Source organism: Pseudoalteromonas sp. Cn5-37, from assembly GCF_021532495.1.
GTDB classification, from domain to species: domain Bacteria; phylum Pseudomonadota; class Gammaproteobacteria; order Enterobacterales; family Alteromonadaceae; genus Pseudoalteromonas; species Pseudoalteromonas simplex.
This window is the reverse complement of the sequence record NZ_JAKGBA010000001.1, coordinates 181,447-205,877: the sequence shown is the minus strand read 5'-3', so window position 1 is coordinate 205,877 and position 24,431 is coordinate 181,447. Positions and strand designations below refer to the sequence as shown.

The window sequence follows — 24,431 nt, the reverse complement described above, 5'->3', positions numbered from 1 at the left end:
TACTCGGGGCTTAAATTTATTGTAATTTACTATCTAAATAGTACATCTTCTTTATTGAACCATTTAACACAAAACGCAAGTAATGCACCTGCCACAATGACTGTCGCTAAGAAAATTAAACCCACGAGTGTGTAATCAACTGTACCTTTAATGATTTCTTTGATTGCCAGAGCTACATTTGTCACAGGAATAAATGCTGTTTTGCTCGTAAGCTCAACATTAGGCATTAAGGCAACCATAATTGGAAAAATTACACCCATGCTAAGTGGTGCCATGTAGTTTTGTGCTTCTTTAAAGGTTCGCGCATAGATAGAAATAGCCAACGCTAATGATGAGAAGATTGCAGCAATAGGTAATAACAGCACAAAAATTAGCCCTAAATCTAATACAGTTAAAGAGCTAAATGCGTTTTTAACAACGGCTAAATCTACAAATGCAATGGCCACTGATATCCACACACCCATACTGAGTACGGTAATGGTGGTTGTTGCAATAGAAGAAGCAAGTAAGGTTACAAACTTACCTAACACCAGCTGTGTACGGGTGATTGGTGTAAGTAACAAGGTTTCGAGCGTACCACGCTCTTTTTCACCAGCTCCTAAATCAATCGCCGGGTACGTTGCGCCCATCAATACCAGAGGAATAAGTAGATAAGGAATAAACCCACCAATTTTCTCCCCCAGATTTTCACGTTTATCTGCAGTGTCGACCTTCACCACTTTAATAGGCTCGATAATAGCGGCTTGCTGCTCTTCTGATACACCAAAGCTTAATAGTTTGTTTGTACGCAGCGTATCGCCATATTCTTTTGCCAGTTCTTTTACACGGTCAAATAGGAAGTTAATTGCTTTTGCGTCGTTATACACAACTTGCCATTCACTTTGCTTTGCATCATCTAACGTTTGCTTAGCGTCTGACGGTAAATAGATACCCATGTCTATGGTACCTGCTTTTACCGCTTTAGTGAGATCTTCTACCGTATTAAAGGTTTCATCACCTTTATATAAAGCAAAGCTCTTATGGTAAAACACTTTATCTGTAAAATCTTGCGCGTAATTACCATTGATAATAGCGTAAGTATGGACCTCTTGTTCTGCCTCTAACGCCGCTTGTGAACTAATAAAGGCCATAACAGCAAATAACAGTGGGAAGATAGCAACCGGTAGTGCAACAACGAAAATCAATGTTTTACGGTCACGTAATAGCTCTTTTAATTCCTTTTTAAATACTTCAAACATTACGGCTCTCCGTTAAAATATTCATAAACGCTTGGTTTAATTCTTCACTTTGACCTGTTTGATTAAACTCATCTAAGGTGCCATCAAAGCAACTAATTCCTTGGTTTATCACTGCAACACGGTCACACAGTAAGGCAACTTCATCTAAATGGTGCGTTGAGAAAATAACTGGTGTGCCCTGCTCTTTAAGGCCGCGAATAAAGTTAATGACGGTTTGCGTAGTCATAATATCTAAACCAGTTGTCGGCTCATCAAGAATAACCACATCAGGATGATGAACAACAGCACGGGCAATATTGGCTTTTTGCTTCATACCTGTTGAAAGGTTTTCGGCGCGTTTATCAATAAAGCTGTGCATATCAAGTAAGGTGAATAGCTCATCACAACGAGCGGCGACCGCTTTTTTACTCATGCCATGTAAACGGGCAAAGTATTCAACGTTTTCTTTTACTGTTAAACGCCCATATAAGCCAGTACTACCTGACAGAAATCCAATTGATTTGCGGCCAACTAATGGCTTTTTAACGATATCGTGACCAGAGATGGTAATGCTGCCTTCATCTGGTTTTAAGGCTGTTGAAATCATTCTAAGGGTGGTTGTTTTACCGGCACCATTTGGGCCGAGTAACCCGAGTACTTCACCTTTGTTACATTGAAAGCTGACGTCTCTTACAGAATGAAAAAACTCTTTATCTTCACGGGGGTCTACGTTGTCCGTTTTATTTTTTTTATGATCTTTTGTTAGCTTAAACTTCTTTTTAAGCCCTGCCACTTCAATCATGTGCGTTTCCTTCGTTTCGGTCTAAAGTAATCAGTGTTACTGTAAAATTCTGGATTTTCATTGTCAGTCCACCATCCCGGTACGCCTAACAAGGGTAAGGGTGATAAATTTTTGTTATCACGCAAACAATCATCATGCTTAATCATCTCATAAAGACGTTGATCTAGATACGCATATTGCTCGGTTAAATCTTTACAAAATATGTCATCAGGAACAATTACAAATAATGCTTTCCCCGTTAAACCAATATAAGGCTGTGTGAGCATTTCGTAGTTAGCATGGCCAAACATAAATGGTCTAATGCTTTTACCCCACTGTTCACGCTGTTCTACAAAGGCTTGCTGCCATTGGTGGTCGCGTAATTGCTGCTGCCAGCTTTGTTCAGTAATTGCCAGCACCACGCCGCATTCATCAAATAAGGTCAGTGCGTTTCGGTGTTTACTACGCTCTTTTAGACCATGCAGTTTAATTTCTTCAATGTGCTGATGATTAATCAGCGCTTTGGTTTTTGGGAATAAACACCAAATAAAGCCACCAAAAAGGTCATGCCAATTTTGTTGTCTTGTTGGTACTTGCCCTGTCTCAAATATGATTTGCTCATAATAACGGGTTTCATCGGCAAACTTTTCATCTTCAACAAAGGTTATGGCTTTGCCCTGTGTAGTTTTCGCATTTAGATATTGATTAAACCACTGGCAAGATGGCCAATCTGAGAGTTTATCAATATTAAATAGCGTTGCTAGGTCACTAAAGGCACCCGTTGTAAGGTATTGCGTTGACCATTGCTCGGGAGCAGTAAATCGTTTCATTGCTTATTTTTTTTACTTATTGATGTATTGTGGGTAGTTTACCGTAAAAACTGGTTCTCATTAATAGAACCTCATATACTAACGTCACCATAAAACAAAAAAAGAGCTATTATGAAACGCTATTTTCCAATGACAGTCCTTGCAAGTGCTATTCTTGCGGGCTGTGCTTCAACAAGTATCACATCAAGTGATGTCGAAAAAGCCTATCAAAGCATTAACTCAGAGCAACTAGCAGAACACATTAAAGTGCTTGCCTCTGATGAGTTCGGTGGCCGTGCACCATCATCGAAAGGTGAAGAGCTAACGCTTGCCTATTTAACCGACCAGTTTAAAGCATTGGGTTTTGAGCCGGGTAACGGTGATAGCTTCTTACAAGAAGTACCGCTTGTTTCACTAGAAGCTGATTCAGACATGGTACTTACTATTGGCGGCAAAGATTACCAATACAAAAAAGATATGGTAATGGGTAGTAGCCGTATTAGTGCTAAGCAAAGCATTAAAGATTCTGAATTAGTATTCGTTGGTTACGGTGTTAATGCACCAGAGTACAACTGGAACGACTACGAAGGCCTAGATGTTAAAGGCAAAACCGTTGTTATGCTGGTAAACGATCCTGGTTTTGCGACGAAAAACCCTGATTTATTCACCGGCGATGCCATGACCTATTACGGTCGTTGGACATACAAATATGAAGAAGCAAGCCGTCAAGGTGCAGCAGGTGCGATTATCATCCACGAAACAGCACCGGCTTCTTACCCATGGTCAGTTGTTGAAAACTCTTGGAGCGGTGAGCAATTTGGTTTCCAAAAAGAAAATAACAACATGGACCGTGTTGCTGTCGAAGGCTGGGTAACAACTGATGTTGCTAAAGAGCTTTTCACAAAAGCAGGCTTAGATTTCGATACCATGAAAGCGAATGCGGCAAAAGGCGCTTACCATGTTGATATGGGCGACCTAACTGCAAGTGTTGAAGTAAATAACACAATTAAAAAATCAATTTCGTATAACTTTATCGCGACGTTACCGGGTAGCGAAAAGCCTGATGAGCACATCATTTATTCAGCTCACTGGGATCACCTTGGTACTGATAAAACCCGCAAAGGCGACCAAATCTATAATGGCGCCCACGATAATGCAACGGGTACTGCTGGCTTAATCGAAGTTGCTGAAGCATTCGCGACCCTACCTGAGCACCCTAGCCGTTCAATGACTTTCTTAGCCGTTACTGCTGAAGAACAAGGTTTACTTGGCTCGAAATATTATGCTGCAAATCCAGTGATCCCAGCATCACAAACGGTTGCAAACATCAATATGGATAGCTTAAACCTATTAGGTAAAGTAAAAGACATCAGTGTTGTTGGTATTGGCAAATCTGAAATGGATAGCCTACTAGAAACAGCTGCAAAAGCGCAAGGCCGTACAGTATCTGGCGACCCTAAACCGTCTTCAGGTGGTTACTACCGCTCTGATCACTTTGCATTTGCAAACATGGGTGTACCAGCAATGTATGCCGGTGGTGGTAGTGAAGCCCTTGATGAAGAAACGGCAAATTACCGTAAGCGTATGAGCCTAGTGCTTCGTGGTTGTTATCATCAGCCTTGCGACCGTTACCGTGATGAATGGGATTTATCAGGTGCCGTTCAGGACCTTCAGTTATTCTATCAAGTAGGTTTTGATATCTCAGAACGAAAAGAATGGCCGACCTGGAATGCCACTTCTGAGTTCCAACGCAAATAGATACAAATGAGATTGATTTTCATTTAAAATCGTACTACAGTGTAACCTGATTAATTTTAAGGTTGCACTGTATGCTCTCACTAACACAAACGAGGTTTATTCCTAACAAAGCGAGGTGTTACATTACGGACAATAAACGCTTATTTTTACCCCTTTTATTACTAATTTCTTTGGCGGTACCTGCAAGCCGAGAATTCACCCTACAAGCGCTAAGTGATGCTTTTTTTCAAGTATCTGTATTTGTTGCAGCCACCTTATTAATCTATTACTACCTTATTGATAAACTTCCTCAGTTACAGCTGAGCTATCTACGTGCTAAATCAGGCATTCTAGAGGTGAGTTTTGCCTCAATTTTAGGTGCTTTACCTGGCTGTGGGGGTGCCATTATTGTGGTAACCCAATTTACTAAAAAGCAGGCTAGCTTTGGCTCTGTTGTTGCTGTCTTAACCGCAACCATGGGTGATGCCGCCTTTTTACTGTTAGCAACCCGTCCGCTTGATGGCTTATTAATGATGTTAATAGGTGTTGCTGTAGGCGTTATTAGTGGTCAATTAGTTAATACATTTCATAGCCCAGATAAATTTCAGCCTGATGAGGCTAGCGAATACAACGAGCAGCCACAATGCCAACCAAAAGCGTTAAAGTTTAGCCGACCAGTATGGAAATTTGCTTTAGTACCGAGCTTGATTGTTGCTTTTGTTATCGCCACCAATACCGACTTAAGTGTATTTGGCAGTGGTATTAATGAGGGCATTACTGTATTTGGCTCAATCATGGCACTATTCACCGTGGTTGTGTGGGCACTGTCTTCTAAAGGCAGCAGTTATAAGCAAGTAACCAGTGAAGAAGCACCTTGCACACCTCCTTCAAAACTCACGAAAGTGTTAATGGACACGCACTTTGTTACGGCCTGGGTTGTTGCCAGTTTTATGCTGTTTGAAATTCTCGTTAACCTAGTTGGTGTTGATTTAACAGCGTGGTTTTCTGAGTATGCTTATCTTGCACCGCTGGTGGCTGTGGCTATTGGCTTATTACCCGGCTGCGGGCCACAAATCGTCGTGATGACACTCTATATTCAGGGTATTATTCCATTTAGTGCGATGGCAGCCAATGCAATTTCAAATGACGGCGATGCCCTATTCCCAGCTATCGCATTAGCACCAAAAGCGGCCTTAATCGCGACGGTGTATTCAACAGTACCTGCGCTGTTACTCGGTTATGGGTTGTATTTTTACGGTAAATAGCAAATACAAAATTTACAATTAAAAAAACCAGCCGAGGCTGGTTTTTTAATGCTTACTAATGTTAGCTCATCGCCATCATCATTTTTGCAGGGTCTTCTAAGTAAGACTTCCATAAGTTATTGAAGCGGGCAATTGTTCCGCCATCAATCACTCGGTGGTCACCAGACCAGCTTACTTGCATAATTGCTGCTGAAATCACTTTACCTTGTGCATCAAAGCGAGGTAAATGCTGCAGTTTACCTAAAGCAACAATCGCTACCTCAGGTTTATTGATGATCGGGGTTGCAATTGTGCCGCCAATCGCACCGATGTTAGAAATGCTAATAGTGCCGCCTTTCAAATCATCCGCTGAAACACGACCATCACGTGCTGCTTCAGTTAAGCGGGTCACTTCGTTTGCAACATCTACGATACTCTTTGACTGACATGATTTAATGTTTGGTACCAGTAAACCAATCTTAGAATCAACCGCCATACCGATGTTATGATCATCAAAGTAAGTTAGCTCACTGCAATTATCATTTACTTGCGAGTTTAGTACTGGGAATTGCTTGATCGCTAACGACAGTGCTTTGATAAAGAACGGCATCATAGTGAGCTTAACGCCCTGCTGCTTATACTGCTCTTTAAGCTCACTGCGCATTGCAATCAGTTTAGTGAGGTCAATTTCATCACAGAAAGTAAAGTGAGGAATTGTCGAAACTGAAGCAACCATTTGCTTAGCCATTGCCGCTTTAATGCCTTTAATAGGCTCTACGCGACTGCCACCAGAAGACACCACCGTTGATACAGGCTCTGCCACTTTTGGCGAAGCTTGTTGTGATGCTGCTTGGCTTGGTGTTTCATTCAAGAAATCTTCGATATCTTGTTTATAAATACGGCCGTTTTTACCAGAGCCTGGTACTTGCGTTAAATCAACATCAAGTTCGCGGGCTTTACGACGTACAGCAGGTGAAGCAACCGCTTTCTTATTAAGTTGTTTAGTTTCACTTGCTGAAGCCGCAGGTTTCTTTGCTGGTTTAGTTGCTGCATTTGTTTGTGCTTTAACTACCGCAGAACTTACATCTGGCTCTGCACTTTGGCCGGCAATGCTCATTTGGAATAATGGGCTGTGAACCGCTGCAATATCACCCTTTTGATAATAAAGCTTTTCAACTTTACCTGTGTATTTAGCCGGAATTTGCACCAATGCTTTGTCTGTCATTACATCACACACAGCTTGATCTTCTACGATTTCATCGCCTTCACTGACTAACCACTCAACGATTTCACACTCAACGATACCTTCACCGATATCTGGTAAAATGAAATCTTCTAAGTGCTCACCAGTCTCAGATGATGCTTCAGCTGCTACAGGAGCTTGAACTTCTTCACTTTGTGTTGGTGCTTCGCCATCAACATCCATTGCAAATAATGGTGCATGTACTTTCGCAATATCCCCTTTTGCATAATAGAGCTTACTGATCACACCATCATGAACAGCAGGAATTTGCACAAGCGCCTTGTCGGTCATAACATCACAAATAGGCTGGTCTTCTTTTACAGAATCGCCCTCTGCAACTAACCATTCAACAATTTCACACTCTACGATGCCTTCGCCGATATCTGGCAAGATAAAATCTTTAGACATACTGACTCCTAAAACTCTACTGATTGCTTGATCGCAGCAAGCACTTTAAGTGCATCCGGCACATATTCTTTTTCAAGTGCTAATGGGTATGGCGTATCTAAACCACACACGCGAGCAATTGGCGATTCAAGGTGTAAGAAACACTCTTGTTGAATTGTTGCAACGATTTCTGCACCAAAACCATTCGTGATTGGTGCCTCGTGGCTTACCACTAAACGACCTGTTTTAGTCACTGATTTAGCAATGGTCTCAACATCCCATGGTAAAATGGTACGTAAGTCGATCACTTCACAGCTAATACCTTGCTCTGCAGCTTTTTTAGCGGCGTCTTCGATGATTTCCATCTGAGCACCCCAAGCAAGTACAGTGACATCAGTGCCTTCTTGAACGATTTCAGCTTTACCGAGCTCGATGCTGTAATCTTCTTCTGGCACTTCACCTGTTGATGCACGGTATAAACGTTTCGGCTCAAAGAAAATAACAGGGTTATCATCTTTAATTGATGCACGAAGCAAACCTTTTGCTTGGTATGGGTTACGTGGCACAACTAACTTTAAACCCGGTGTGTGAGCAAAATAAGCTTCTGGTGATTGTGAGTGATATAAACCACCTGCAATACCACCACCGTACGGTGTACGAATTGTTAGATTGCCAACATTAAATTCATTACCACTACGGTAACGGAATTTAGCTGATTCATTCACGATTTGGTCAAATGCAGGGAAAATATAATCAGCAAACTGAATTTCAGCTAATGCAGGGGCACCGAACGCCGCTAAACCATTAGCAAAACCTAAAATACCTTGCTCAGTTAACGGAGTATTGAACACACGATGCTTACCATATTTTTCTTGTAAGCCAGATGTAGCACGGAATACACCACCAAAATAACCAACATCTTCACCAAAAATACATGCATTTGGATGCTCTGCCATGGTGATATCAAGGGCAGAGTTAATTGCATGAAGCATGTTCATTTTAGCCATTACTTTAATCTCCCTGCAGTTGTTGGATAAGCATCAGGATGCTGCAAAATGTGCTCTTTTAGTTCTTCATATTGCTTTTTCAGTGATGGGATTGGCTTATCATACACATCAGAAATAAGGTCTTCTAATGCTGGTTTTGCTACTTTTTCAGCGCGTTTAAGAGCCGCTAAAATTTCTTCACGAATTGTTTCTTTGTCTTTCGCGTCTTGCGCTTCATCTAACCAACCTTGTTTTAATAACCACTTACGGAAACGCTCGATTGGACAGCCTTTATGTTTTGCTTCTTCATCTTTTGTACGGTAACCGCTTGGATCGTCACTGGTTGAGTGAGCGCCAAGACGATAGGCAATCGATTCAATTAAAACAGGTTCACCTTTGGTAGTCGCAATTTCCCGGGCTTTTTTAGTTGCTGCATAAACAGCAAGTGCATCAGCACCGTCAACACGGATTGTTTTAATGCCATAGCCAACACCACGTGATGCAATACCATCACCTTTAAATTGCTCATCAGCAGGTGTAGAAATCGCATAACCATTGTTACGAGCAAAGAAAATTACCGGTGCTTCATGAACTGCAGCCATATTTAAACCAGCATGGAAATCACCTTCAGACGCAGCGCCTTCACCAAAGTAACAAATAGTGATGTTATCAATAGTGCTGTTTAACTCACCGGTTTGGGCATCAATATGACGAACTTTTTGACCATATGCATAACCTGTTGCTTGTGGAATTTGTGTACCAAGCGGTGATGAAATAGTCATGTAGTTAAGTTCGCGTGAGCCATAGTGAATTGGCATTTGGCGACCTTTACCCAAATCTTTTTCATTTGAGAACATTTGATTCATGAATTGGTCAAGGCTAAAACCACGATAACGTAAAGCTGCTTGCTCACGGTATTGGGCCATGATCATATCGTTTTGATCAAGCGCTGCAGCTGATGCTGTTACAGCCGCTTCTTCGCCTAGACATTGCATATAAAAGCTAACACGGCCTTGACGCTGTGCTGCTTGCATACGCTCATCAAGTGCTCTAATAAAACGCATTGTTTCATATAGACGGATTGCCGTTGCTTTGTCGATATCAGGTGCGGTTGCACCTTCGTAGATGTCGCCTTCCTCATTAAGAATACTTAATGTAGGGATCGTTAATGCGTGACCATCAATAAATGACAGTTCATGATTAATGTTTAGCGATACGTTATTTGGATTACTCATAACCTACCTTCTTTCGTTGTCAGAAACCTACGCTACTGCCCTTAATTATATTTTTATCAGCATGAGCTGTAAGGATAAAGTTTGCGCAATATTCAATCTAATTAAATTAAACTGCCGTCACTTTACGTTAACGTAAGTTGTTATTCAACTAATCATAGACGAATAGATGACAAATGGCTAAAAACGCATGGAAAGTTAACTATACAACAAGATAAATTCTTTATAGTCATATAGTTAACTAAATTTAGATGGGTGTTAATGCAGAGAATTTAAATAAAGTTGCTATCAACTTGCATTGGAATAACGGTAAGCAAAGCGCGCTGACCTAAGGCTACATCAGCGTTTGGGAAGATAATAGCTTCACCGTCTACTTCCGCTTCATATCTGGTCTGACCATCAGTTGCTATTAATTCGCCCTTTGCGAAACCGGTGAAATTTTCCACATCATAAGCAAATGGAAAACTAAAGTCTTCGCAAGTACGGTTTATTGTTCTATATACAGAAAACAACTCGAAATCTTCTGCATTGAATTCTTTATATTCAACATATTTTTGACTAATTAATGCAATTAAGGTTTGTTTGGTTTTCTCAAATCGCGACATGTCGTTTTCGCCAAATGGTTTTACTTGGCCAAGTTCTACCGTAAATGAGTCAGCTCCATGTACAAACGACGAGTAGTAACTGAAGGTAGTTGCCGCTGATTTCATCATTAGTACCGTGTTTACGCCACAGCTAAGTAAAAATTGCAGTTGTGATTTTTTCCACGGTTTACCATGTAAGAAAGGATAGACTGCAAACTTTTCATTTTTAGAGCCACGAATTGCTGTGTGAAGATCATAATGAAAACGCTCACTGTCCTGGTTGCCTCTAGCAAAGAAATCAGTAACCACGTCTTCAAGTAGCTTTGCACGAACTCGCTCAGGGTTTGAAGCAATGCCTTCTACAGTATGATGACCATTAAACAAACGGTTTAAGTTTTCATCTACAAAACGTTTACCGATATTAATAGATTTAGGATTACCATAAATAAACAGTACACGCTGCTGCAAGGTAAGTTGTTCTGTAACGATTGACTTGATTAATTGATCGCAAATTTCAATTGGCGCAGTTTCGTTACCATGTACCGCACTTGAAAGTACAATATCTTTGTTTGTCTGCTGCGCAGGTTGAAACTCAATGATACCCGTGTCGTGAACAGTGACATCAGTACCGTTTTCAAGGGTAAATGCACAAGGTTCGAGTGAAAATTCATTGTTACGGGTCAGGGTTAAAAAGTCGCCGGTACTTTTTAATTGTTCGAGATATGAAGGAGTTGAATAGCTCATTGTTCTATCCTAAAAATGCGTGAGAGTAGAATACAAAAACGGCTGAGAAACTCAGCCGTTTTAATAGGTAAAAGAGGAATTAGCTAATTACTGAATCAACCAGCTTTTTCGCTTCTTTTTCTAATAATGCTAAATGTTCTTCACCTTTGAATGATTCAAGGTAAATTTTATAGATGTCTTCAGTGCCAGATGGGCGTGCAGCAAACCAACCGTTTTCAGTAACAACTTTTAAACCGCCGATAGCAGCGTTATTACCAGGAGCATGGGTTAGTTTTTGCGTAATGGCATCACCCGCTAAGGTACTTGCAGTTACATCATCCGCTGATAACGCTTTTAAACGTGATTTTTGTTCTGCATTAGCTGGCGCATCAATACGTTTATAAATAGGCGCACCGAACTCTTGCTCAAGTTCTTTATAAAGCTGTGATGGTGTTTTACCTGTTACAGCTAAAATCTCTGCAGCAAGTAGACCTAAGATGAAACCATCTTTATCAGTGTTCCAAACTGTACCATCAAAGCGTAAGAATGACGCCCCTGCACTTTCTTCACCACCAAAAGCAAGGGTACCTTTGCTTAAGCCTTCAACAAACCATTTAAAGCCTACCGGTACTTCTTTTACTTCGCAGTTATTCCGTGCAACTACTTTATCAATCATGCCGCTTGATACCAGCGTTTTACCAATTTCGACCTCTTTTGACCATTCGCGGTTATTTAACAAGTAGTCAATTGCAACTGCTAAAAAGTGATTTGGATTCATTAAGCCGTCAGGCGTAACAATACCATGGCGGTCATAATCAGGGTCGTTACCAATACCGATATCATAGTCATCTTTTAATGCAATAAGGTTTGTCATTGCATAAGGTGATGAACAATCCATACGGATTTTGCCGTCTTTATCTAAAGGCATGAACGAGAATGTTGGATCAACAGACTCATTTACGACCGTTAAGTCTAAATTATATTTTTCTGCAATGACTGGCCAAAAGTTGATACCAGAGCCACCCAGTGGATCCACACCAATTTTGATTTTCGCATCGCTAATTGCTTTTAGATTAACGATATTAACTAAGTCATCAACATAAGGGGTAATTAAGTCTTGGTACTTAATAAAACCAGAACGTGATGCTTTAGCATACGGAAATAACTCAACTTCAACTAAGTCTTCTAAAAGTAATTGATTTGCTCTATCTTCAATCCACTTAGTAACATCAGTATCTGCAGGGCCACCATTTGGCGGGTTATATTTAAAACCACCGTCTTCTGGCGGGTTATGTGAAGGTGTTACCACAATACCATCAGCAAGTTCATTTGGATTTTCTTTGTTATGGCAAACAACAGCATGACTGATTACCGGCGTTGGCGTGTAATCGTCATTTTCTTGTGCAATGACTTGCACTTCGTTTGCAACAAGTACTTCAATAGCAGAGTTAAAAGCCGCTTCACTCAATGCATGTGTATCTTTACCTAAGAAAAGTGGGCCAAAAATATTGTTTTCTTTACGGTAATCACAAATTGCTTGAGTGATCGCTAAAATATGCGATTCATTAAATTTTACATCGAACGAACAACCACGATGGCCAGATGTACCAAAAGCAACACAATGCTCTGGGTTTTGTTCTAGGTCTGGTTCATTTAAGTAATAAGCCGAGATCAGTTTTGGTACATTCACTAAGCTTGATTGCGGTGCAGGTTTACCTGCATCTGGATGAATCGCCATATTATTTCCTTATGGATTATAAGTAATCACGAATTTTTTCTGCTTCATCTGCGCTGTAACCTAAGCACAGTGCTACTTCGTGAAGCATCATTTTTTTTCTGGTTGTATTTGAATTTGTCATCACCCAATACTCAGTATCAGTGATATTTTTTGGATTCATGCTGCTACCGCTCTCCAGAAGTGCTTCTTTGCTTGTGGCAAAATAAACTCGATCACGGCCTTTAATTTCAAGCACGTTAGCAAAATCTTTTTTATGCGTTCTATATAAAGCAGCAAGTATAAATAAGAATCGACCAACAACACCTTTTTGCATTGCCAGCTCTTCTTTGTTTAATACATTAAACACATTACCTTTCACTTGTGTCGATGCTGTGACAGTTTCTGCAGCCTCTTCAACATTTTCGTTGCTTGGTTCAGGGCTTGATTCTTGTTCTGCTTGTTCTTGTACTTCAACAACTGGGGTTTCTTGTTCAGTTTTAGTAGTTGTTTCAACTGGGGCATTGGTGCCATCAGAGAGGTTTAATAAACGACGCAAAATGGTTGATGCACTTTCACCAATACTTTGCGTGTTGCTTGCAATGTATTGATATAACTCGTCGTCTATGTCGATTTTTTTCATGTTATTCCTGTCTTTACGGGTCACATTTTAAAAGTTCTCAATGATTATACCTAAGCTCGCAGCAATTCTCTATGTTTTGCATTTTGTAATTTCACTAGGCAAAATACTGCCATTAAAAATAGGAGTTGAAAATGCTATTAAACTACCAACAAATGGGTCAAGGTTCAGACGTTGTATTGATCCACGGTTTGTTTGGCTCACTTGAAAACCTCAATGTAATCGCAAAAGCATTAGCTGAAAATTATCGTGTAACGAATATCGATTTACGTAACCACGGTAAATCATTCCATAGCGATACCATGAATTATCATGCTATGGCTAAAGATGTCAGTGAGTTACTTGAACATCTAACTATTAGTAAAGCGCACATCATAGGTCATTCAATGGGTGGCAAAGTGGCCATGCAATTAGCACTTAATCACCCTTCACTTATCGATAAGCTTGTCGTGTTAGATATTTCTCCTGTTGCTAATAACCCTCGCCACAGTGCCATTTTTGCAGGCCTAAACGAAGTTGCACAGTCTAATATCAAAGATAGAAAATCGGCTGATGAAATACTTGCCAAGCACATTGAGGAAATGGGCGTACGTCAATTTTTATTAAAAAGCTTTGCTAAAAATGATGAAGGTCACTATCAATGGCGCTTTAATTTAGCTGTTTTATACCAGCAATATGAAAATATTTTAGCGCAAGTTAGTGAAAATGATTCTTGTTTATGTGATACTTTGTTCATTAAAGGTAATGATTCTGACTACATTTTAGCAGAGCACCGCCCTGCTATTATGGCGTTGTTCCCTAATGCAAAAGCAAAAATTATTCATGGTGCTGGTCACTGGCTACATGCCCAAAAACCACTTGCTGTTAATAAAGCAATCAGCGATTTTTTAGCTCATTAATAGAGCTGATTAAATTCGCTGTTTTTGATCGTGCGCACTAAATTATTACAAATTTGTGTGATATAGTACGCGCCGTTTAATTTAAAGGTTTATACGTTGATGGTCAGTCAGTTAATTAACGAATTTGATACCTTAGGGTTGTATTTTGGCTTAGCCGGTATTTTCTTTTTTATTGGAATGGCAATTCAAGACGTCCTTAAAAAAGGTGATGTACCACGATTTGGCCGATACATCGTTTGGTTAGTGCTATTTTTAGGCTGTTCTGGGTTTATAGCGAAAGGACTTATTCAAGTCTTCTGGCAAGGCGCAGGTGTGGGCTAGACATGGCAAAGTCAGAAACAGATAGAACAACACCCGATTTATTTGAATACGAAAAGCGTCCAGGTAGGCCGAAAACAAATCCCCTACCTCGCGATATGCAATTAAAAGTAAATAAACGTAACCAAATAAAACGAGATAAAGCACGTGGTTTAAAGCGTGTAGAATTTAAGGTTTCATCACAGTTATATCAAGCATTAAGCGATATGGCAGATGCGCAGAATATTAGCCGTAGCGCGTTGATTGAAACAATTTTACAAGAAAGATTGGCTATTGATAGATAGAAGGTTTTAAATCCATGTCAAGCGTAGGTATTTTTTTCGGAAGTGACACAGGCAATACTGAACACGTAGCTAAAATGATTCAAAAAGAATTAGGTAAAAAGCTTGTAGCTGTTCACGACATTGCAAAAAGTTCTAAAGAAGAGATTGCTGAATTCGATTTATTGTTATTCGGTATTCCAACTTGGTACTACGGTGAAGCTCAATGTGACTGGGATGATTTTTTCCCTGAATTAGAAGAAGTTGACTTCGAAGGTAAACTTGTTGCTATTTTCGGCTGCGGTGACCAAGAAGACTATGCAGAGTACTTCTTAGATGCAATGGGCATGATCAACGATATCGTTACTGAGCGTGGCGCAATCGTAGTGGGCCATTGGTCAACTGAAGGCTACGACTTCGAAGCTTCAAAAGCACTCGTAGATGACAGCAACTTTGTTGGCCTTGGTATTGATGAAGACCGTCAACCAGAGCTTACTGAAAAGCGTGTTAAAGACTGGTGTGCTCAGGTTTATGACGAAATGTGTTTAGCGGAACTTGCTGATTAATAACAAGTACTACTCGCATTTACTAGCTGATGTAAAGATGCACAACCAGTTCATTTTTGTTTGAAAAATCGGCAAATAGACGAATTGTTCTTTGCACTTAGTAACTAGGCACGTTATTCTAATAGTTGCTAATGTGTCGTGTGCATCTTGATGATGCCTAGTATAACTAAATAAAATTGAGACAGATTGAATGACTGATCACAACTTGGAATTAAAAAAAGCAGGGTTAAAAGTAACCTTGCCACGTATTAAAATTTTAGAGATTCTACAATCTCCAGACAACCAACACATCAGCGCTGAAGATGTCTATAAAATTCTTTTAGACAAAGGCGAAGAGATTGGTCTTGCAACTGTCTACCGTGTTCTTAACCAATTTGATGATGCAGGTATTGTATCTCGCCACCACTTCGAAGGCGGCAAGTCAGTATTTGAATTATCAGGTAGCACTCACCATGACCACTTAGTGTGCCTAAAATGTGGTAAGGTAGTTGAGTTTGAAGACGACACTATTGAACGTCGTCAAGAAGAAATCGCAACAGAGAATGGTATTAAACTGACGAACCACTCTCTTTACCTATATGGTGAATGTGAAGACACTGCTGCGTGTAAAGAATACGCTGAATCAAATAGCTAATTAGCTATTTGGTTCAGACATAAAAAAACCTGCTTAAAGCAGGTTTTTTTATATCTATTTGAAATCGATTAGATGATTTCTAATAGCTCAACGTCAAAGATTAACGTTGAGAAAGGAGCGATTGCTGCACCAGCACCGCGCTCACCGTAAGCAAGTTCGTGTGGTACGTATAAACGCCACTTAGAACCAGTACCCATCATTTGCACTGCTTCAGTCCAACCTTTGATTACACCGCCAACTGGGAATTCAGCTGGTTGACCACGCTCGTATGAGCTGTCAAATACTGTACCGTTGATTAGTGTACCGTGGTAGTGTGCACGGATTGTTGAATCTGCAGTTGGTTTTTCACCGTCGCCTGCAGTAAGTACTTCGTATTGAAGACCTGATTCAGTTACTGTTACTTCAGGACGTTTTGCATTTTCTTCTAAGAATGCAATACCTTCAGCTGCAAGAACTTTAGCTTCTTCTTCACGACGAGCTTGGATCTCAGCGTTGATTTTCTCAAAAGCTGCTTGAATTTCTGGGATTTCAACTTGGAAATCATTACCAGTGTATGCGTCTTTCATACCTTCAAATACAGAATTTAAGTTTAAACCTTCGAATGGATTCGCTTTTAATTGCTCACCCATTTGTAAACCAATACCGTAACTTGCTTTTTCAGCGTCTGTTGTAAAATTATCTGACATGTTTTAATTCACGTTTATTTAGTTAAAAGACGTGCTCATACTAACATAAAAAAACAACGAATATCGCCTAGTTTTACTGCGTTTGCTCAGTGTTTGCACTAATTCGCTGCTTTATTTTATCAATTACAAATGTCGCAACAGGTAATGTAGCGATCATCGAAGCAATAAAAAAACCGCTCATTAAACCATCTTTGCCTAACATAATTAAAGGCACAGCAATAAGACCCACAGTAGAAATCACACATGCTGCAATAACAGGCCAATGCTTGTCGTATTTGCCAATAAGGTGCCCTACTAACACATTAAACCCAATACCATAAGCGATTGAAGATATTAGCCCGTAATCAGGCTGCGCATCATGGGCCATAGCTACAAGTACATTGATCCCGCTGTGATAAAAATAAGAAAAGATACACCAAAGCAGAACATGTTTAACAATGCGCATTAGTGTAGAAGAAGACTCGCTTGCTGACATTACTTATCTCCAGATAGCAAAAAACCGCCCTAAAGGCGGTTTTTCTAAATAATGGTGGAGAGATAGGGATTTGAACCCTAGAGGGGCTACAAACCCCTGCCGGTTTTCAAGACCGGTGCATTCGACCACTCTGCCATCTCTCCGTACGGCGCGCATGATAGTGTTTACTGCGTTCGTTGTAAAGCCTTAAATGTAAAAAACTTTAAAAAAGTATTTTTAATAGTACTGCTTCGGACGCTTTGCGATTAAAGAGCAAACTAAACAAACAATTAAACTAACAATTGCAAAACCTGAGCCCTGCACTATTACGTCAATTTTATTGAGGTTATAACTCGGTACAATAACTAATGCGAAGGCGGGTAAGCAGGTGATCGTTAAAACGTAGCAACAAATTTTAAAAGCGCGGCCGAAATCGAAACGTTTAGTGCTTTGCATCCACCATGTCAATAGAAGTAATACCACTACAGCAGACAAGCCAAGGTAATGAGGTTGTTTTGTAGACATGGCAACAAAAAATGTGACAACAGCGCCAACTAAGCCCCAAATTGACCAAGCGAACCAATTTTCTTTTTCACGTAAAAATAAGTTTCCCATTGTTCTCGTCTTCTTTATCGTTATTTTTTTAAGACTTTCCATACGTTAACAAAAAATAACCGATTAAAAAACACACTGAAGAAGAATTATTTCGTTTTTTGCATCCGTGCGCTTCTTACAGCTAAGCTAAATCTAAAAAAACTAACATAAGTAAGCTTAATAGTGTCTGACTGCTTAACTGCAAAAAAGTTCCTACTATTTATAAATTCTCAAAAAACGTCTCTGGCTTGTGTCTGATAGGTTTTTTAATGTCTATTTCTGGCGTACCTAAATAGAGGTAACCAACAATCTCATCTTGTTCTTTACAACCGAGTGCCGCTTTAACAGCTGGGCTCTGTGCAAAATAACCTGTGCGCCAAATCCCCCCTAAACCTTGGGCGAATGCCGCTTGTTGCATTGCAAGTACAGCGCAGCCTGCACTTTGTACTTGTTCAATACGTGGCACTTTTGGGTTTTCAGTTACATCTGCAATGGCAATGACCATCATCGGAGATCGCAGCGGTAGTTCTTTAGCGCGCTCAATGGTTCTATCATCTTGGTTTTCAGCAACAGCGGCCTGATGATAGATATCGCCTAATTTATTACGTGCATCGCCTTCAACGACAATAAATCGCCAAGGAGCAATACAGCCATGATCAGGCACTTTAATGGCCGCTCGCTTAATAATTTCAAGTTGTTCTGCAGTAGGTCCAGGTGCGATAAGGCGAGGATCTGATTGTCGAGTTTGTAATAGCGTTAAAGCGTCCATGAATATTCCGTAAATGCTTAAGTACGACGCCCCTTAATAATCGGGGCAGAAAACCCAAGCTTATCATTTATCTTTATGAGCAAGAAAGCTATTCGATACTTTTCTAGTTAACCAATAATCTAAACTAACGTAACGACCACCCCCTGTAAAAAATAAACTCAATAACATAACAAAATATATGGCAGAAAACTCAATACCATTATTTAAGATCACAGGTTTCCCTTTCGCATAAAGGTACTCTGTATAACCATGCGTTTCTAGCAACTCACGCATTTTGGTTAATCTTTCGCTGGCTTCATCAGAATTAACTAGGCTAGCTTCACTACCAGGTATTGCAAGCCAATTGAGTACTCTCGCTGGGCTGGTGCTGGCATCGGTTGGTGTTACAGCAAACCAGCCATTACTGGCATGTACTGTTGTCGCTGCAACCAGCATGGTGATCATCAAAGGAATTGAGGTTATACGAGTAAATAAACCCAATAATATAAAGATCCCCCCTAAAAACTCAGTCCATGCAGCTAAAAAGGCCAATACAGAGGGCATGGGTAGGCCTAAACCCCAGTCACTATTTCCAAACCATGCAACAATATCTTCAGATGCTAAAAAGTATTGATAAAAATGAGTAACATCACCGCTTAAAGCAAGCTTATTAAAGCCTGCAATGATCATCACTGGGGCTAAAATCAAGCGAATTAATAGATTCGGTAGTCCATCTAAAAAGTGCAGTTTCTTTAAGGTGTGTTGGTAAAGGGGTATTAGGTGTGTGTTCAACATAGCGGTCTCGTGACTAAATAGATTAATCACACAGACCGCACGTTTTCTAGTTTTCTTTCAATTAAATTTTACGAGCGACTTGTAACGCTTCAAAAATAGCACGTTTAGCATCGATAGCAGCAGCTAGTTTTGCGCCACCAATAACGTGTACTTTCGCGTTTTCGGTTTGATTGTCGAACGTTTCAGTATTTGATACCTGACCAATACAAGCAATCACGGTATCAACATCGAGGATTTGCTCTTCACCTTTTACCGTTATCTTCAAGCCTTGCTTATCAAAGCTTAGATATTGGCACTCAGCGATTTGTTTAACACCGTGTTGTTTGGCAACTTGACGGTGGATCCAACCCGTTGTTTTACCCAGTTCACTACCAAAACGCCCTGCACTTCGCTTAAGCATATAAATTTGGCGGTTGTCTTTTTCAGGCCTAGCTTCGCATTCAATACCCCATTGAGTTTTGAACTGCTCAATTGTTTGTCCTTTGTGTTCACTTAAAAAGGCAACCATATCAAAACCGATACCACCTGCACCTAGAATCGCAATTTTCTCACCGAGTTCTACTTCACCACGAATTACTTCATCATAAGCGAATACACGTTTGCCATCACCGCATTCTATTTTGGCTTCGCGCGGACGTACGCCTGTTGCAAAAACCACATCATCGTATTGATTGAGCATATTGTCAGTAAATTCAGTACCGAGCTGTAAATCGACATTTAAACGCTTTAATTCATTAGTAAAGTAGTTAAGGGTATGGTTAAAGTCTTCTTTACCCGGCACTTGCATGGCTAAATTAAATTGGCCACCCATTTGTTCTTTACGTTCAATTAAAGTCACTTTGTGACCTTTCGCTGCTAAGTAACAACTTGCAGCAAGGCCAGCAGGGCCAGCACCCACAACCAGAACTAATCGAGAAGATGGAGCTTTTTCAAGGCTGTAATCTAACTCAAAAGCCGCTTGTGGGTTAACCAAACAGGTGGCACGTTTATTTTTAAACACATGGTCTAAGCAACCCTGATTACAACCAATACAAATATTGATTTGTTCAGACTTATTATTAACGTATTTATTGAAAAACTCTGGATCTGCTAATAAAGGACGGGCCATCGAAATTAAATCAGACTCGCCTGCTTCTAAAATTCCATTGGCAATTTCTGGCGTGTTAATACGGTTAACCGCGATAACTGGCACTGATACTGTATCTTTTAAGCGTTTTGATGCTTCTTTAAATGCACCTGCTGGGACCATACTGGCAATCGTTGGTACACGAGCCTCGTGCCAACCAATACCGGTGTTAAAGATATCAACGCCAGCTTGTTCAAGTGCCAGGGCTTGTTGCTTTACTTCATCGGGTGTTGATCCATTAGGAATTAAATCCATCACAGACAAACGAAATACAATAATGAACTTTTGACTTACTTTAGCGCGTACAGCTTTAACAATATCAACAGCCAAGCGCATACGGTTTTCTAGACTACCACCATAGTTGTCTGTTCTTTTATTGGTGTGGTTAGCCATGAATTCATTAATCAAATAACCTTCAGAACCCATGATTTCAACACCGTCATAACCTGCTATTTCAGCCATTTTTGCTGAGTTAGCAAAGTCTTTGATGGTTTTTTTAATTGAACCTAACGACATTTCTTTAGGTTTATACGGATTAATAGGAGCTTGAATTGAACTTGGCGCTTGATTGAATGGATGATACGCATAGCGACCTGCATGCAATAATTGTAAGCAAATTTTTCCGCCATGTTGATGCACCGCATCAGTATATGCTTTGTGCTTGATCACATCATAGAAAGAATTAAATGTTGATGCGAACGGAGATAGCTTGCCACGAATATTTGGGCTGTAGCCACCTGTAATAATCAAGCCCGTGCCGCCTTTGGCACGTGCCTCGTAGAATGCACGTAAGCGTTTGCGGTTATGCCAGCCTTCTTCTAAGCCAGTATGCATTGATCCCATAACCAAACGATTACGAAGTTCGGTATGCGGTAATTGTAATTTTTGTTCTAACATTGTGTGCCCCGTTAACTGGTCGAACCTCTATTTGAAATAGATTCTGCGGCAATAACTTAGAATAATCAACTTTTCACTGCTAATTAATCGGTAGCAAATTATCGTTTTAAACACTCTGTTACTATTTAACAGTTAATTTTAAAGTTATTCTAAGCTAAGATGAGTTCACTACTAAGCTGTACTGAATTAAGGATTTATTTTGCTAGCAAAGATATTTAAAGGCATTTGGACCGGGATTAATTTTTCCCGCCGTTTGGTCCTAAACATATTATTTCTATTACTAGTAATACTCTTCTTTGTTGCCATCACAGGTGAAGAAGACCAAGTAAAAGTAGCAGACGGAACCGTGCTACGCCTAAACTTAAATGGCCCTATTGTTGAAGAAAAAACCTATGTTGATCCTGTAGAAGCAGCAATCAACGATGCAACTATGGGTAAAGAAGCACCATCAGAAATTCTTCTCGATGATGTCATTGAAGTGATCAACCAAGCGACTAAAGATGATCGTATCAATGTGATGCTTCTTGACCTGCAAAAAATGCCAAGTGCACACATCAATAAGCTAAAACAAATAACGAAAGCAATTGATGCATTTAAAGAGGCAGGCAAGCAAGTTATTGCAACGGGCTACTACTATACACAAGCACAATATTATATTGCTGCCCATGCTAATGAAGTGTCTATGCACCCTTATGGTGGTGTGAGCATTGAAGGCTACGGTATGTTCCCGCTTTACTTCAAAGATGCACTTGAAAAGTTAAAAGTGACTCAACATATTTTCCGTGTGGGTACTTATAAGTCAGCGGTTGAACCATTCATTCGTAATGATATGTCAGATGCGGCAAAAGAAGCGAACAGCGTTTGGTTAACTGCACTTTGGAACGAGTACAAAACTGACGTTGCTGCGAGCCGTCCATTCGATGAAAGTAACTTCGATGAAGATATGGATGTTTACCTTGCAAAAATGCAAGCAGTTGACGGTAACTCAGGTCAGTACGCGTTAAATAATCAATGGGTTGATTCTTTAAAAACATCACAACAAATTCGCCAGCAACTTATTGAGTTAGTTGGTGCAGAAGAAACAGGTAAAACCTTTAAGCAAGTAAGCTTCCGTGAGTATTTATCTCTGGTAAAACCGCCTGTTGAGTTCGATAACCCAATTACTGAAAAAGTAGCTGTCGTTGTAGCTAAAGGCACCATAGTTGATGGTGAACGTAAAGCAGGTGAAATTGGTGGTGACTCAACAGCAGCCCTACTTCGTAAAGCACGTCTTGATGACAAAGTGAAAGCCGTTGTACTACGAATCGATTCAGGTGGCGGTAGTATGTTTGCTTCTGAAGTTATCCGCGCTGAAGTATTAGCACTTAAGGCAGCAGGAAAACCGGTTATCGCATCAATGAGCTCAGTGGCTGCATCAGGTGGTTACTGGATTGCATCTGCAGCCAATGAAATTTGGGCAGCCCCTAGCACAATTACAGGTTCAATTGGTGTATTTGGTACTTTCATGACGTTTGAAAATACCATGGCTGAATTAGGTATTTACTCAGATGGTGTTGCAACAACTGACCTTGCTGGCTTCTCTATTGCACGCCCACTTGACGATAAAATGTCAGACATCATTCAAATGAGCGTTGAAAATGCATATAAACGCTTTTTAAATGTAGTGGCTGAAGCACGTAACATGACGCCTGAGCAAGTTGATAAAATTGCCCAAGGCCGTGTATGGATTGCAACTCAAGCAAAAGAGCTGGGGTTAGTTGATAAACTTGGCGATAAGCAAGATGCAATTAAGGCGGCAGCTGAGCTTGCTAAGCTTAATCATTATGATGTTAAGACCATCAAACAGTCATTAACACCACAAGAGCAAATGCTGCAAGATATCTTTGGCACCGCGGCTGTTAAGAGCTTCTTTGCTAAGTCTGATTCATCACACTCAGTACTCGCAACACAAGCTAACTTACAAAGCCTTATTAATCAGTTAAGTAGTGAGATCGATAATCTAAAAGATTACAACGATCCACAAGGCGTTTACGCTCGTTGTTTAGTGTGTAATGTAATTCAATAAGTTACTTAGCTAAGCGATTTTAGGTATACTAAGCCCAGTTATTTAACTGGGCTTTTTTTATGAAACGTAAACGTATATATATCGCCTATACGGGTGGTACTATCGGTATGAAAAAATCGAGCCGTGGCTATGTTCCGGCAGAAGGTTTTTTAACCGAAACAGTGGTCAATAATGCAGAGTTTAATCGTGATGAAATGCCTTTGTTTGATATTCACGAATATTGCCCGCTCATTGATTCTTCAGATATGTCCCCTGCCCACTGGCAATTAATCGCTGACGATATTAAGAGTAAATACCAAGACTATGATGGCTTTGTGGTTTTGCATGGTACCGATACTATGGCCTACACAGCTTCTGCTTTGTCTTTCATGTTCGAAAACCTGACAAAACCTGTGATTGTGACAGGCTCACAAATTCCATTGTCGCAACTTCGTTCTGATGGCCAAGTAAACTTACTTAATGCCATGTATTTAGCCGCTAATTACCCAATTGCTGAAGTAAGCCTGTTTTTTAATAACCAATTATTCCGCGGTAACCGTGCAACAAAAGCCCATGCTGATGGCTTTGATGCCTTTGCATCACCGAACCTTGAACCATTAGCACTATCAGGAATTAATATTCAACTGCTCAAAGGGCAACTTAGCCCTTATGTTGATAACGAACTACAGGTATCGAATATCACGCCACAGCCAATTGGTGTGCTTTATCTCTATCCTGGGATCAGCCCAAAAGTGGTTAAAAGTTTAGTTAATGACGACATCAAAGCACTTGTGTTATTAAGTTTTGGTGTGGGTAATGCCCCACAAGATCCAGCTTTCTTAGACATTCTTAATGATGCAAGCAAACGCGGTATGGTGATTATAAATCTAACGCAGTGCTTAAAAGGCCAAGTTAATATGGGCGGTTATGCAACCGGTAATGCCTTATTGAATTGTGGTGTGATCAGTGGCTACGATATGACATTAGAAGCCTGTTTGACCAAGTTACACTACTTATTTAGTCAAAAGCTGGAAGTAGAAACAATTCGTCACTTGATGCAAGACAACCTGCGCGGTGAGCTAAGTCGTTAATGCAGCAAATACAAAAAAGGCA

General features: G+C 40.3%; 24 protein-coding genes and 1 tRNA gene. 9 read left to right on the top strand and 16 right to left on the bottom strand.

Translation table 11 applies throughout. The annotated features are described in order from the left end of the window. Window positions 1-29: 29 nt before the first annotated feature. Genes L1266_RS00975 through L1266_RS00965 form a run of 3 tightly spaced genes read right to left on the bottom strand, consistent with a single transcriptional unit; the run spans window position 30 to window position 2,828 of the window. On the bottom strand, window positions 30-1,238 hold the full coding sequence (locus L1266_RS00975) for an ABC transporter permease subunit (RefSeq protein ID WP_054553916.1): 1,209 nt from the start codon (window positions 1,236-1,238) through the stop codon (window positions 30-32). Further along, complete coding sequence (locus tag L1266_RS00970) at window positions 1,231-2,019, bottom strand: ABC transporter ATP-binding protein (protein WP_235376606.1); 789 nt, start codon at window positions 2,017-2,019, stop codon at window positions 1,231-1,233. Before L1266_RS00970 ends, L1266_RS00975 begins: the two co-directional genes overlap by 8 nt. Then, the gene (locus L1266_RS00965; RefSeq protein ID WP_054553918.1) at window positions 2,016-2,828 is read right to left on the bottom strand and encodes a DUF3025 domain-containing protein; all 813 of its coding nucleotides are present in this window, start codon (window positions 2,826-2,828) and stop codon (window positions 2,016-2,018) included. The genes L1266_RS00970 and L1266_RS00965 overlap by 4 nt, the downstream gene beginning before the upstream one ends. Before the next feature lie 111 nt (window positions 2,829-2,939). On the opposite strand from L1266_RS00965, the gene L1266_RS00960 reads away from it, so the two are divergent. Beyond that, window positions 2,940-4,565: a M28 family metallopeptidase gene (locus L1266_RS00960; protein WP_054553919.1), complete on the top strand. Its 1,626-nt coding sequence runs from the start codon at window positions 2,940-2,942 to the stop codon at window positions 4,563-4,565. 71 nt (window positions 4,566-4,636) lie between these two features. After that, window positions 4,637-5,809 (top strand): putative manganese transporter, encoded by a 1,173-nt coding sequence (locus L1266_RS00955; protein WP_235376605.1) that lies wholly within the window; start codon window positions 4,637-4,639, stop codon window positions 5,807-5,809. Between the two features lie 61 nt (window positions 5,810-5,870). Here L1266_RS00955 and L1266_RS00950 read toward each other — a convergent pair whose 3' ends face one another. The 6 genes from L1266_RS00950 to seqA all read right to left on the bottom strand — a co-directional run bounded on the left by L1266_RS00950 (window position 5,871) and on the right by seqA (window position 13,300). Further along, window positions 5,871-7,439, bottom strand: coding sequence for a dihydrolipoyllysine-residue acetyltransferase (locus L1266_RS00950; RefSeq protein WP_235376604.1), 1,569 nt, complete (start codon window positions 7,437-7,439; stop codon window positions 5,871-5,873). An 8-nt stretch (window positions 7,440-7,447) separates the two neighbouring features. Next, on the bottom strand, window positions 7,448-8,425 hold the full coding sequence (locus L1266_RS00945; RefSeq protein WP_058584964.1) for an alpha-ketoacid dehydrogenase subunit beta: 978 nt from the start codon (window positions 8,423-8,425) through the stop codon (window positions 7,448-7,450). Continuing rightward, window positions 8,425-9,639 (bottom strand): thiamine pyrophosphate-dependent dehydrogenase E1 component subunit alpha, encoded by a 1,215-nt coding sequence (locus L1266_RS00940; RefSeq protein ID WP_166340057.1) that lies wholly within the window; start codon window positions 9,637-9,639, stop codon window positions 8,425-8,427. The genes L1266_RS00945 and L1266_RS00940 overlap by 1 nt, the downstream gene beginning before the upstream one ends. Before the next feature lie 269 nt (window positions 9,640-9,908). Continuing rightward, window positions 9,909-10,964 carry a succinylglutamate desuccinylase gene (gene astE, locus L1266_RS00935; RefSeq protein ID WP_235376603.1) on the bottom strand — a complete coding sequence of 352 codons (1,056 nt, stop codon included), beginning with the start codon at window positions 10,962-10,964 and terminating at the stop codon, window positions 9,909-9,911. A gap of 79 nt (window positions 10,965-11,043) precedes the next feature. Beyond that, a complete protein-coding gene (pgm, locus tag L1266_RS00930; protein ID WP_235376602.1) occupies window positions 11,044-12,681 on the bottom strand; it encodes a phosphoglucomutase (alpha-D-glucose-1,6-bisphosphate-dependent) in 1,638 nt (545 codons plus the stop codon). A gap of 16 nt (window positions 12,682-12,697) precedes the next feature. After that, the gene (gene seqA / locus L1266_RS00925; RefSeq protein ID WP_054553926.1) at window positions 12,698-13,300 is read right to left on the bottom strand and encodes a replication initiation negative regulator SeqA; all 603 of its coding nucleotides are present in this window, start codon (window positions 13,298-13,300) and stop codon (window positions 12,698-12,700) included. A 131-nt stretch (window positions 13,301-13,431) separates the two neighbouring features. Here seqA and L1266_RS00920 point away from each other — a divergent pair, with 131 nt between their 5' ends. The 5 genes from L1266_RS00920 (at window position 13,432) to fur (ending at window position 15,974) form a co-directional block, all read left to right on the top strand. Further along, window positions 13,432-14,196: an alpha/beta fold hydrolase gene (locus L1266_RS00920; protein WP_138616804.1), complete on the top strand. Its 765-nt coding sequence runs from the start codon at window positions 13,432-13,434 to the stop codon at window positions 14,194-14,196. Window positions 14,197-14,295: 99 nt separating this feature from the next. After that, a complete protein-coding gene (locus L1266_RS00915; RefSeq protein ID WP_036968243.1) occupies window positions 14,296-14,517 on the top strand; it encodes a DUF2788 domain-containing protein in 222 nt (73 codons plus the stop codon). 2 nt (window positions 14,518-14,519) lie between these two features. After that, window positions 14,520-14,798: a LexA regulated protein gene (ybfE, locus tag L1266_RS00910; protein WP_004586673.1), complete on the top strand. Its 279-nt coding sequence runs from the start codon at window positions 14,520-14,522 to the stop codon at window positions 14,796-14,798. A gap of 14 nt (window positions 14,799-14,812) precedes the next feature. Then, complete coding sequence (fldA, locus tag L1266_RS00905; RefSeq protein ID WP_054553928.1) at window positions 14,813-15,340, top strand: flavodoxin FldA; 528 nt, start codon at window positions 14,813-14,815, stop codon at window positions 15,338-15,340. A 190-nt stretch (window positions 15,341-15,530) separates the two neighbouring features. Beyond that, on the top strand, window positions 15,531-15,974 hold the full coding sequence (gene fur / locus L1266_RS00900) for a ferric iron uptake transcriptional regulator (protein ID WP_054561419.1): 444 nt from the start codon (window positions 15,531-15,533) through the stop codon (window positions 15,972-15,974). Between the two features lie 68 nt (window positions 15,975-16,042). Here fur and L1266_RS00895 read toward each other — a convergent pair whose 3' ends face one another. The 7 genes from L1266_RS00895 to L1266_RS00865 all read right to left on the bottom strand — a co-directional run bounded on the left by L1266_RS00895 (window position 16,043) and on the right by L1266_RS00865 (window position 21,274). Further along, a complete protein-coding gene (locus tag L1266_RS00895) occupies window positions 16,043-16,660 on the bottom strand; it encodes an FKBP-type peptidyl-prolyl cis-trans isomerase (RefSeq protein ID WP_054561418.1) in 618 nt (205 codons plus the stop codon). Window positions 16,661-16,733: 73 nt separating this feature from the next. Further along, window positions 16,734-17,135: a hypothetical protein gene (locus L1266_RS00890; protein ID WP_054553931.1), complete on the bottom strand. Its 402-nt coding sequence runs from the start codon at window positions 17,133-17,135 to the stop codon at window positions 16,734-16,736. Window positions 17,136-17,187: 52 nt separating this feature from the next. Further along, a tRNA-Ser gene (locus L1266_RS00885) sits at window positions 17,188-17,278 on the bottom strand. 73 nt (window positions 17,279-17,351) lie between these two features. Then, window positions 17,352-17,729 (bottom strand): hypothetical protein, encoded by a 378-nt coding sequence (locus L1266_RS00880; protein ID WP_054553932.1) that lies wholly within the window; start codon window positions 17,727-17,729, stop codon window positions 17,352-17,354. A gap of 199 nt (window positions 17,730-17,928) precedes the next feature. Then, the gene (locus L1266_RS00875; protein ID WP_235376601.1) at window positions 17,929-18,477 is read right to left on the bottom strand and encodes an NAD(P)H nitroreductase; all 549 of its coding nucleotides are present in this window, start codon (window positions 18,475-18,477) and stop codon (window positions 17,929-17,931) included. Between the two features lie 63 nt (window positions 18,478-18,540). Next, a complete protein-coding gene (locus tag L1266_RS00870) occupies window positions 18,541-19,251 on the bottom strand; it encodes an HvfX family Cu-binding RiPP maturation protein (protein WP_235376600.1) in 711 nt (236 codons plus the stop codon). A gap of 61 nt (window positions 19,252-19,312) precedes the next feature. Continuing rightward, entirely contained in the window at window positions 19,313-21,274 is a 1,962-nt protein-coding gene (locus L1266_RS00865; RefSeq protein WP_235376599.1) for an oxidoreductase, read from the bottom strand. Between the two features lie 199 nt (window positions 21,275-21,473). Here L1266_RS00865 and sppA point away from each other — a divergent pair, with 199 nt between their 5' ends. Together sppA and ansA are read left to right on the top strand one after the other, a co-directional pair. After that, on the top strand, window positions 21,474-23,339 hold the full coding sequence (gene sppA / locus L1266_RS00860) for a signal peptide peptidase SppA (RefSeq protein WP_235376598.1): 1,866 nt from the start codon (window positions 21,474-21,476) through the stop codon (window positions 23,337-23,339). 59 nt (window positions 23,340-23,398) lie between these two features. Beyond that, on the top strand, window positions 23,399-24,409 hold the full coding sequence (ansA, locus tag L1266_RS00855) for an asparaginase (RefSeq protein WP_194441425.1): 1,011 nt from the start codon (window positions 23,399-23,401) through the stop codon (window positions 24,407-24,409). The last annotated feature ends 22 nt before the right edge of the window (window positions 24,410-24,431 follow it).

What these genes read in the sequence shown, in the direction of transcription:
- astE (WP_235376603.1), bottom strand. Translation starts at nt 10,964, where the DNA reads ATGAGCTATTCAACTCCTTCATATCTCGAACAATTAAAAAGTACCGGC.
- L1266_RS00975 (WP_054553916.1), bottom strand. Translation starts at nt 1,238, where the DNA reads ATGTTTGAAGTATTTAAAAAGGAATTAAAAGAGCTATTACGTGACCGT.
- fur (WP_054561419.1), top strand. Translation starts at nt 15,531, where the DNA reads ATGACTGATCACAACTTGGAATTAAAAAAAGCAGGGTTAAAAGTAACC.
- L1266_RS00945 (WP_058584964.1), bottom strand. Translation starts at nt 8,425, where the DNA reads ATGGCTAAAATGAACATGCTTCATGCAATTAACTCTGCCCTTGATATC.
- fldA (WP_054553928.1), top strand. Translation starts at nt 14,813, where the DNA reads ATGTCAAGCGTAGGTATTTTTTTCGGAAGTGACACAGGCAATACTGAA.
- L1266_RS00950 (WP_235376604.1), bottom strand. Translation starts at nt 7,439, where the DNA reads ATGTCTAAAGATTTTATCTTGCCAGATATCGGCGAAGGCATCGTAGAG.
- L1266_RS00865 (WP_235376599.1), bottom strand. Translation starts at nt 21,274, where the DNA reads ATGTTAGAACAAAAATTACAATTACCGCATACCGAACTTCGTAATCGT.
- L1266_RS00915 (WP_036968243.1), top strand. Translation starts at nt 14,296, where the DNA reads ATGGTCAGTCAGTTAATTAACGAATTTGATACCTTAGGGTTGTATTTT.
- L1266_RS00875 (WP_235376601.1), bottom strand. Translation starts at nt 18,477, where the DNA reads ATGGACGCTTTAACGCTATTACAAACTCGACAATCAGATCCTCGCCTT.
- pgm (WP_235376602.1), bottom strand. Translation starts at nt 12,681, where the DNA reads ATGGCGATTCATCCAGATGCAGGTAAACCTGCACCGCAATCAAGCTTA.
- L1266_RS00920 (WP_138616804.1), top strand. Translation starts at nt 13,432, where the DNA reads ATGCTATTAAACTACCAACAAATGGGTCAAGGTTCAGACGTTGTATTG.
- L1266_RS00970 (WP_235376606.1), bottom strand. Translation starts at nt 2,019, where the DNA reads ATGATTGAAGTGGCAGGGCTTAAAAAGAAGTTTAAGCTAACAAAAGAT.
- L1266_RS00955 (WP_235376605.1), top strand. Translation starts at nt 4,637, where the DNA reads ATGCTCTCACTAACACAAACGAGGTTTATTCCTAACAAAGCGAGGTGT.
- L1266_RS00880 (WP_054553932.1), bottom strand. Translation starts at nt 17,729, where the DNA reads ATGGGAAACTTATTTTTACGTGAAAAAGAAAATTGGTTCGCTTGGTCA.
- ansA (WP_194441425.1), top strand. Translation starts at nt 23,399, where the DNA reads ATGAAACGTAAACGTATATATATCGCCTATACGGGTGGTACTATCGGT.
- L1266_RS00965 (WP_054553918.1), bottom strand. Translation starts at nt 2,828, where the DNA reads ATGAAACGATTTACTGCTCCCGAGCAATGGTCAACGCAATACCTTACA.
- L1266_RS00895 (WP_054561418.1), bottom strand. Translation starts at nt 16,660, where the DNA reads ATGTCAGATAATTTTACAACAGACGCTGAAAAAGCAAGTTACGGTATT.
- L1266_RS00870 (WP_235376600.1), bottom strand. Translation starts at nt 19,251, where the DNA reads ATGTTGAACACACACCTAATACCCCTTTACCAACACACCTTAAAGAAA.
- seqA (WP_054553926.1), bottom strand. Translation starts at nt 13,300, where the DNA reads ATGAAAAAAATCGACATAGACGACGAGTTATATCAATACATTGCAAGC.
- L1266_RS00960 (WP_054553919.1), top strand. Translation starts at nt 2,940, where the DNA reads ATGAAACGCTATTTTCCAATGACAGTCCTTGCAAGTGCTATTCTTGCG.
- L1266_RS00940 (WP_166340057.1), bottom strand. Translation starts at nt 9,639, where the DNA reads ATGAGTAATCCAAATAACGTATCGCTAAACATTAATCATGAACTGTCA.
- ybfE (WP_004586673.1), top strand. Translation starts at nt 14,520, where the DNA reads ATGGCAAAGTCAGAAACAGATAGAACAACACCCGATTTATTTGAATAC.
- L1266_RS00890 (WP_054553931.1), bottom strand. Translation starts at nt 17,135, where the DNA reads ATGTCAGCAAGCGAGTCTTCTTCTACACTAATGCGCATTGTTAAACAT.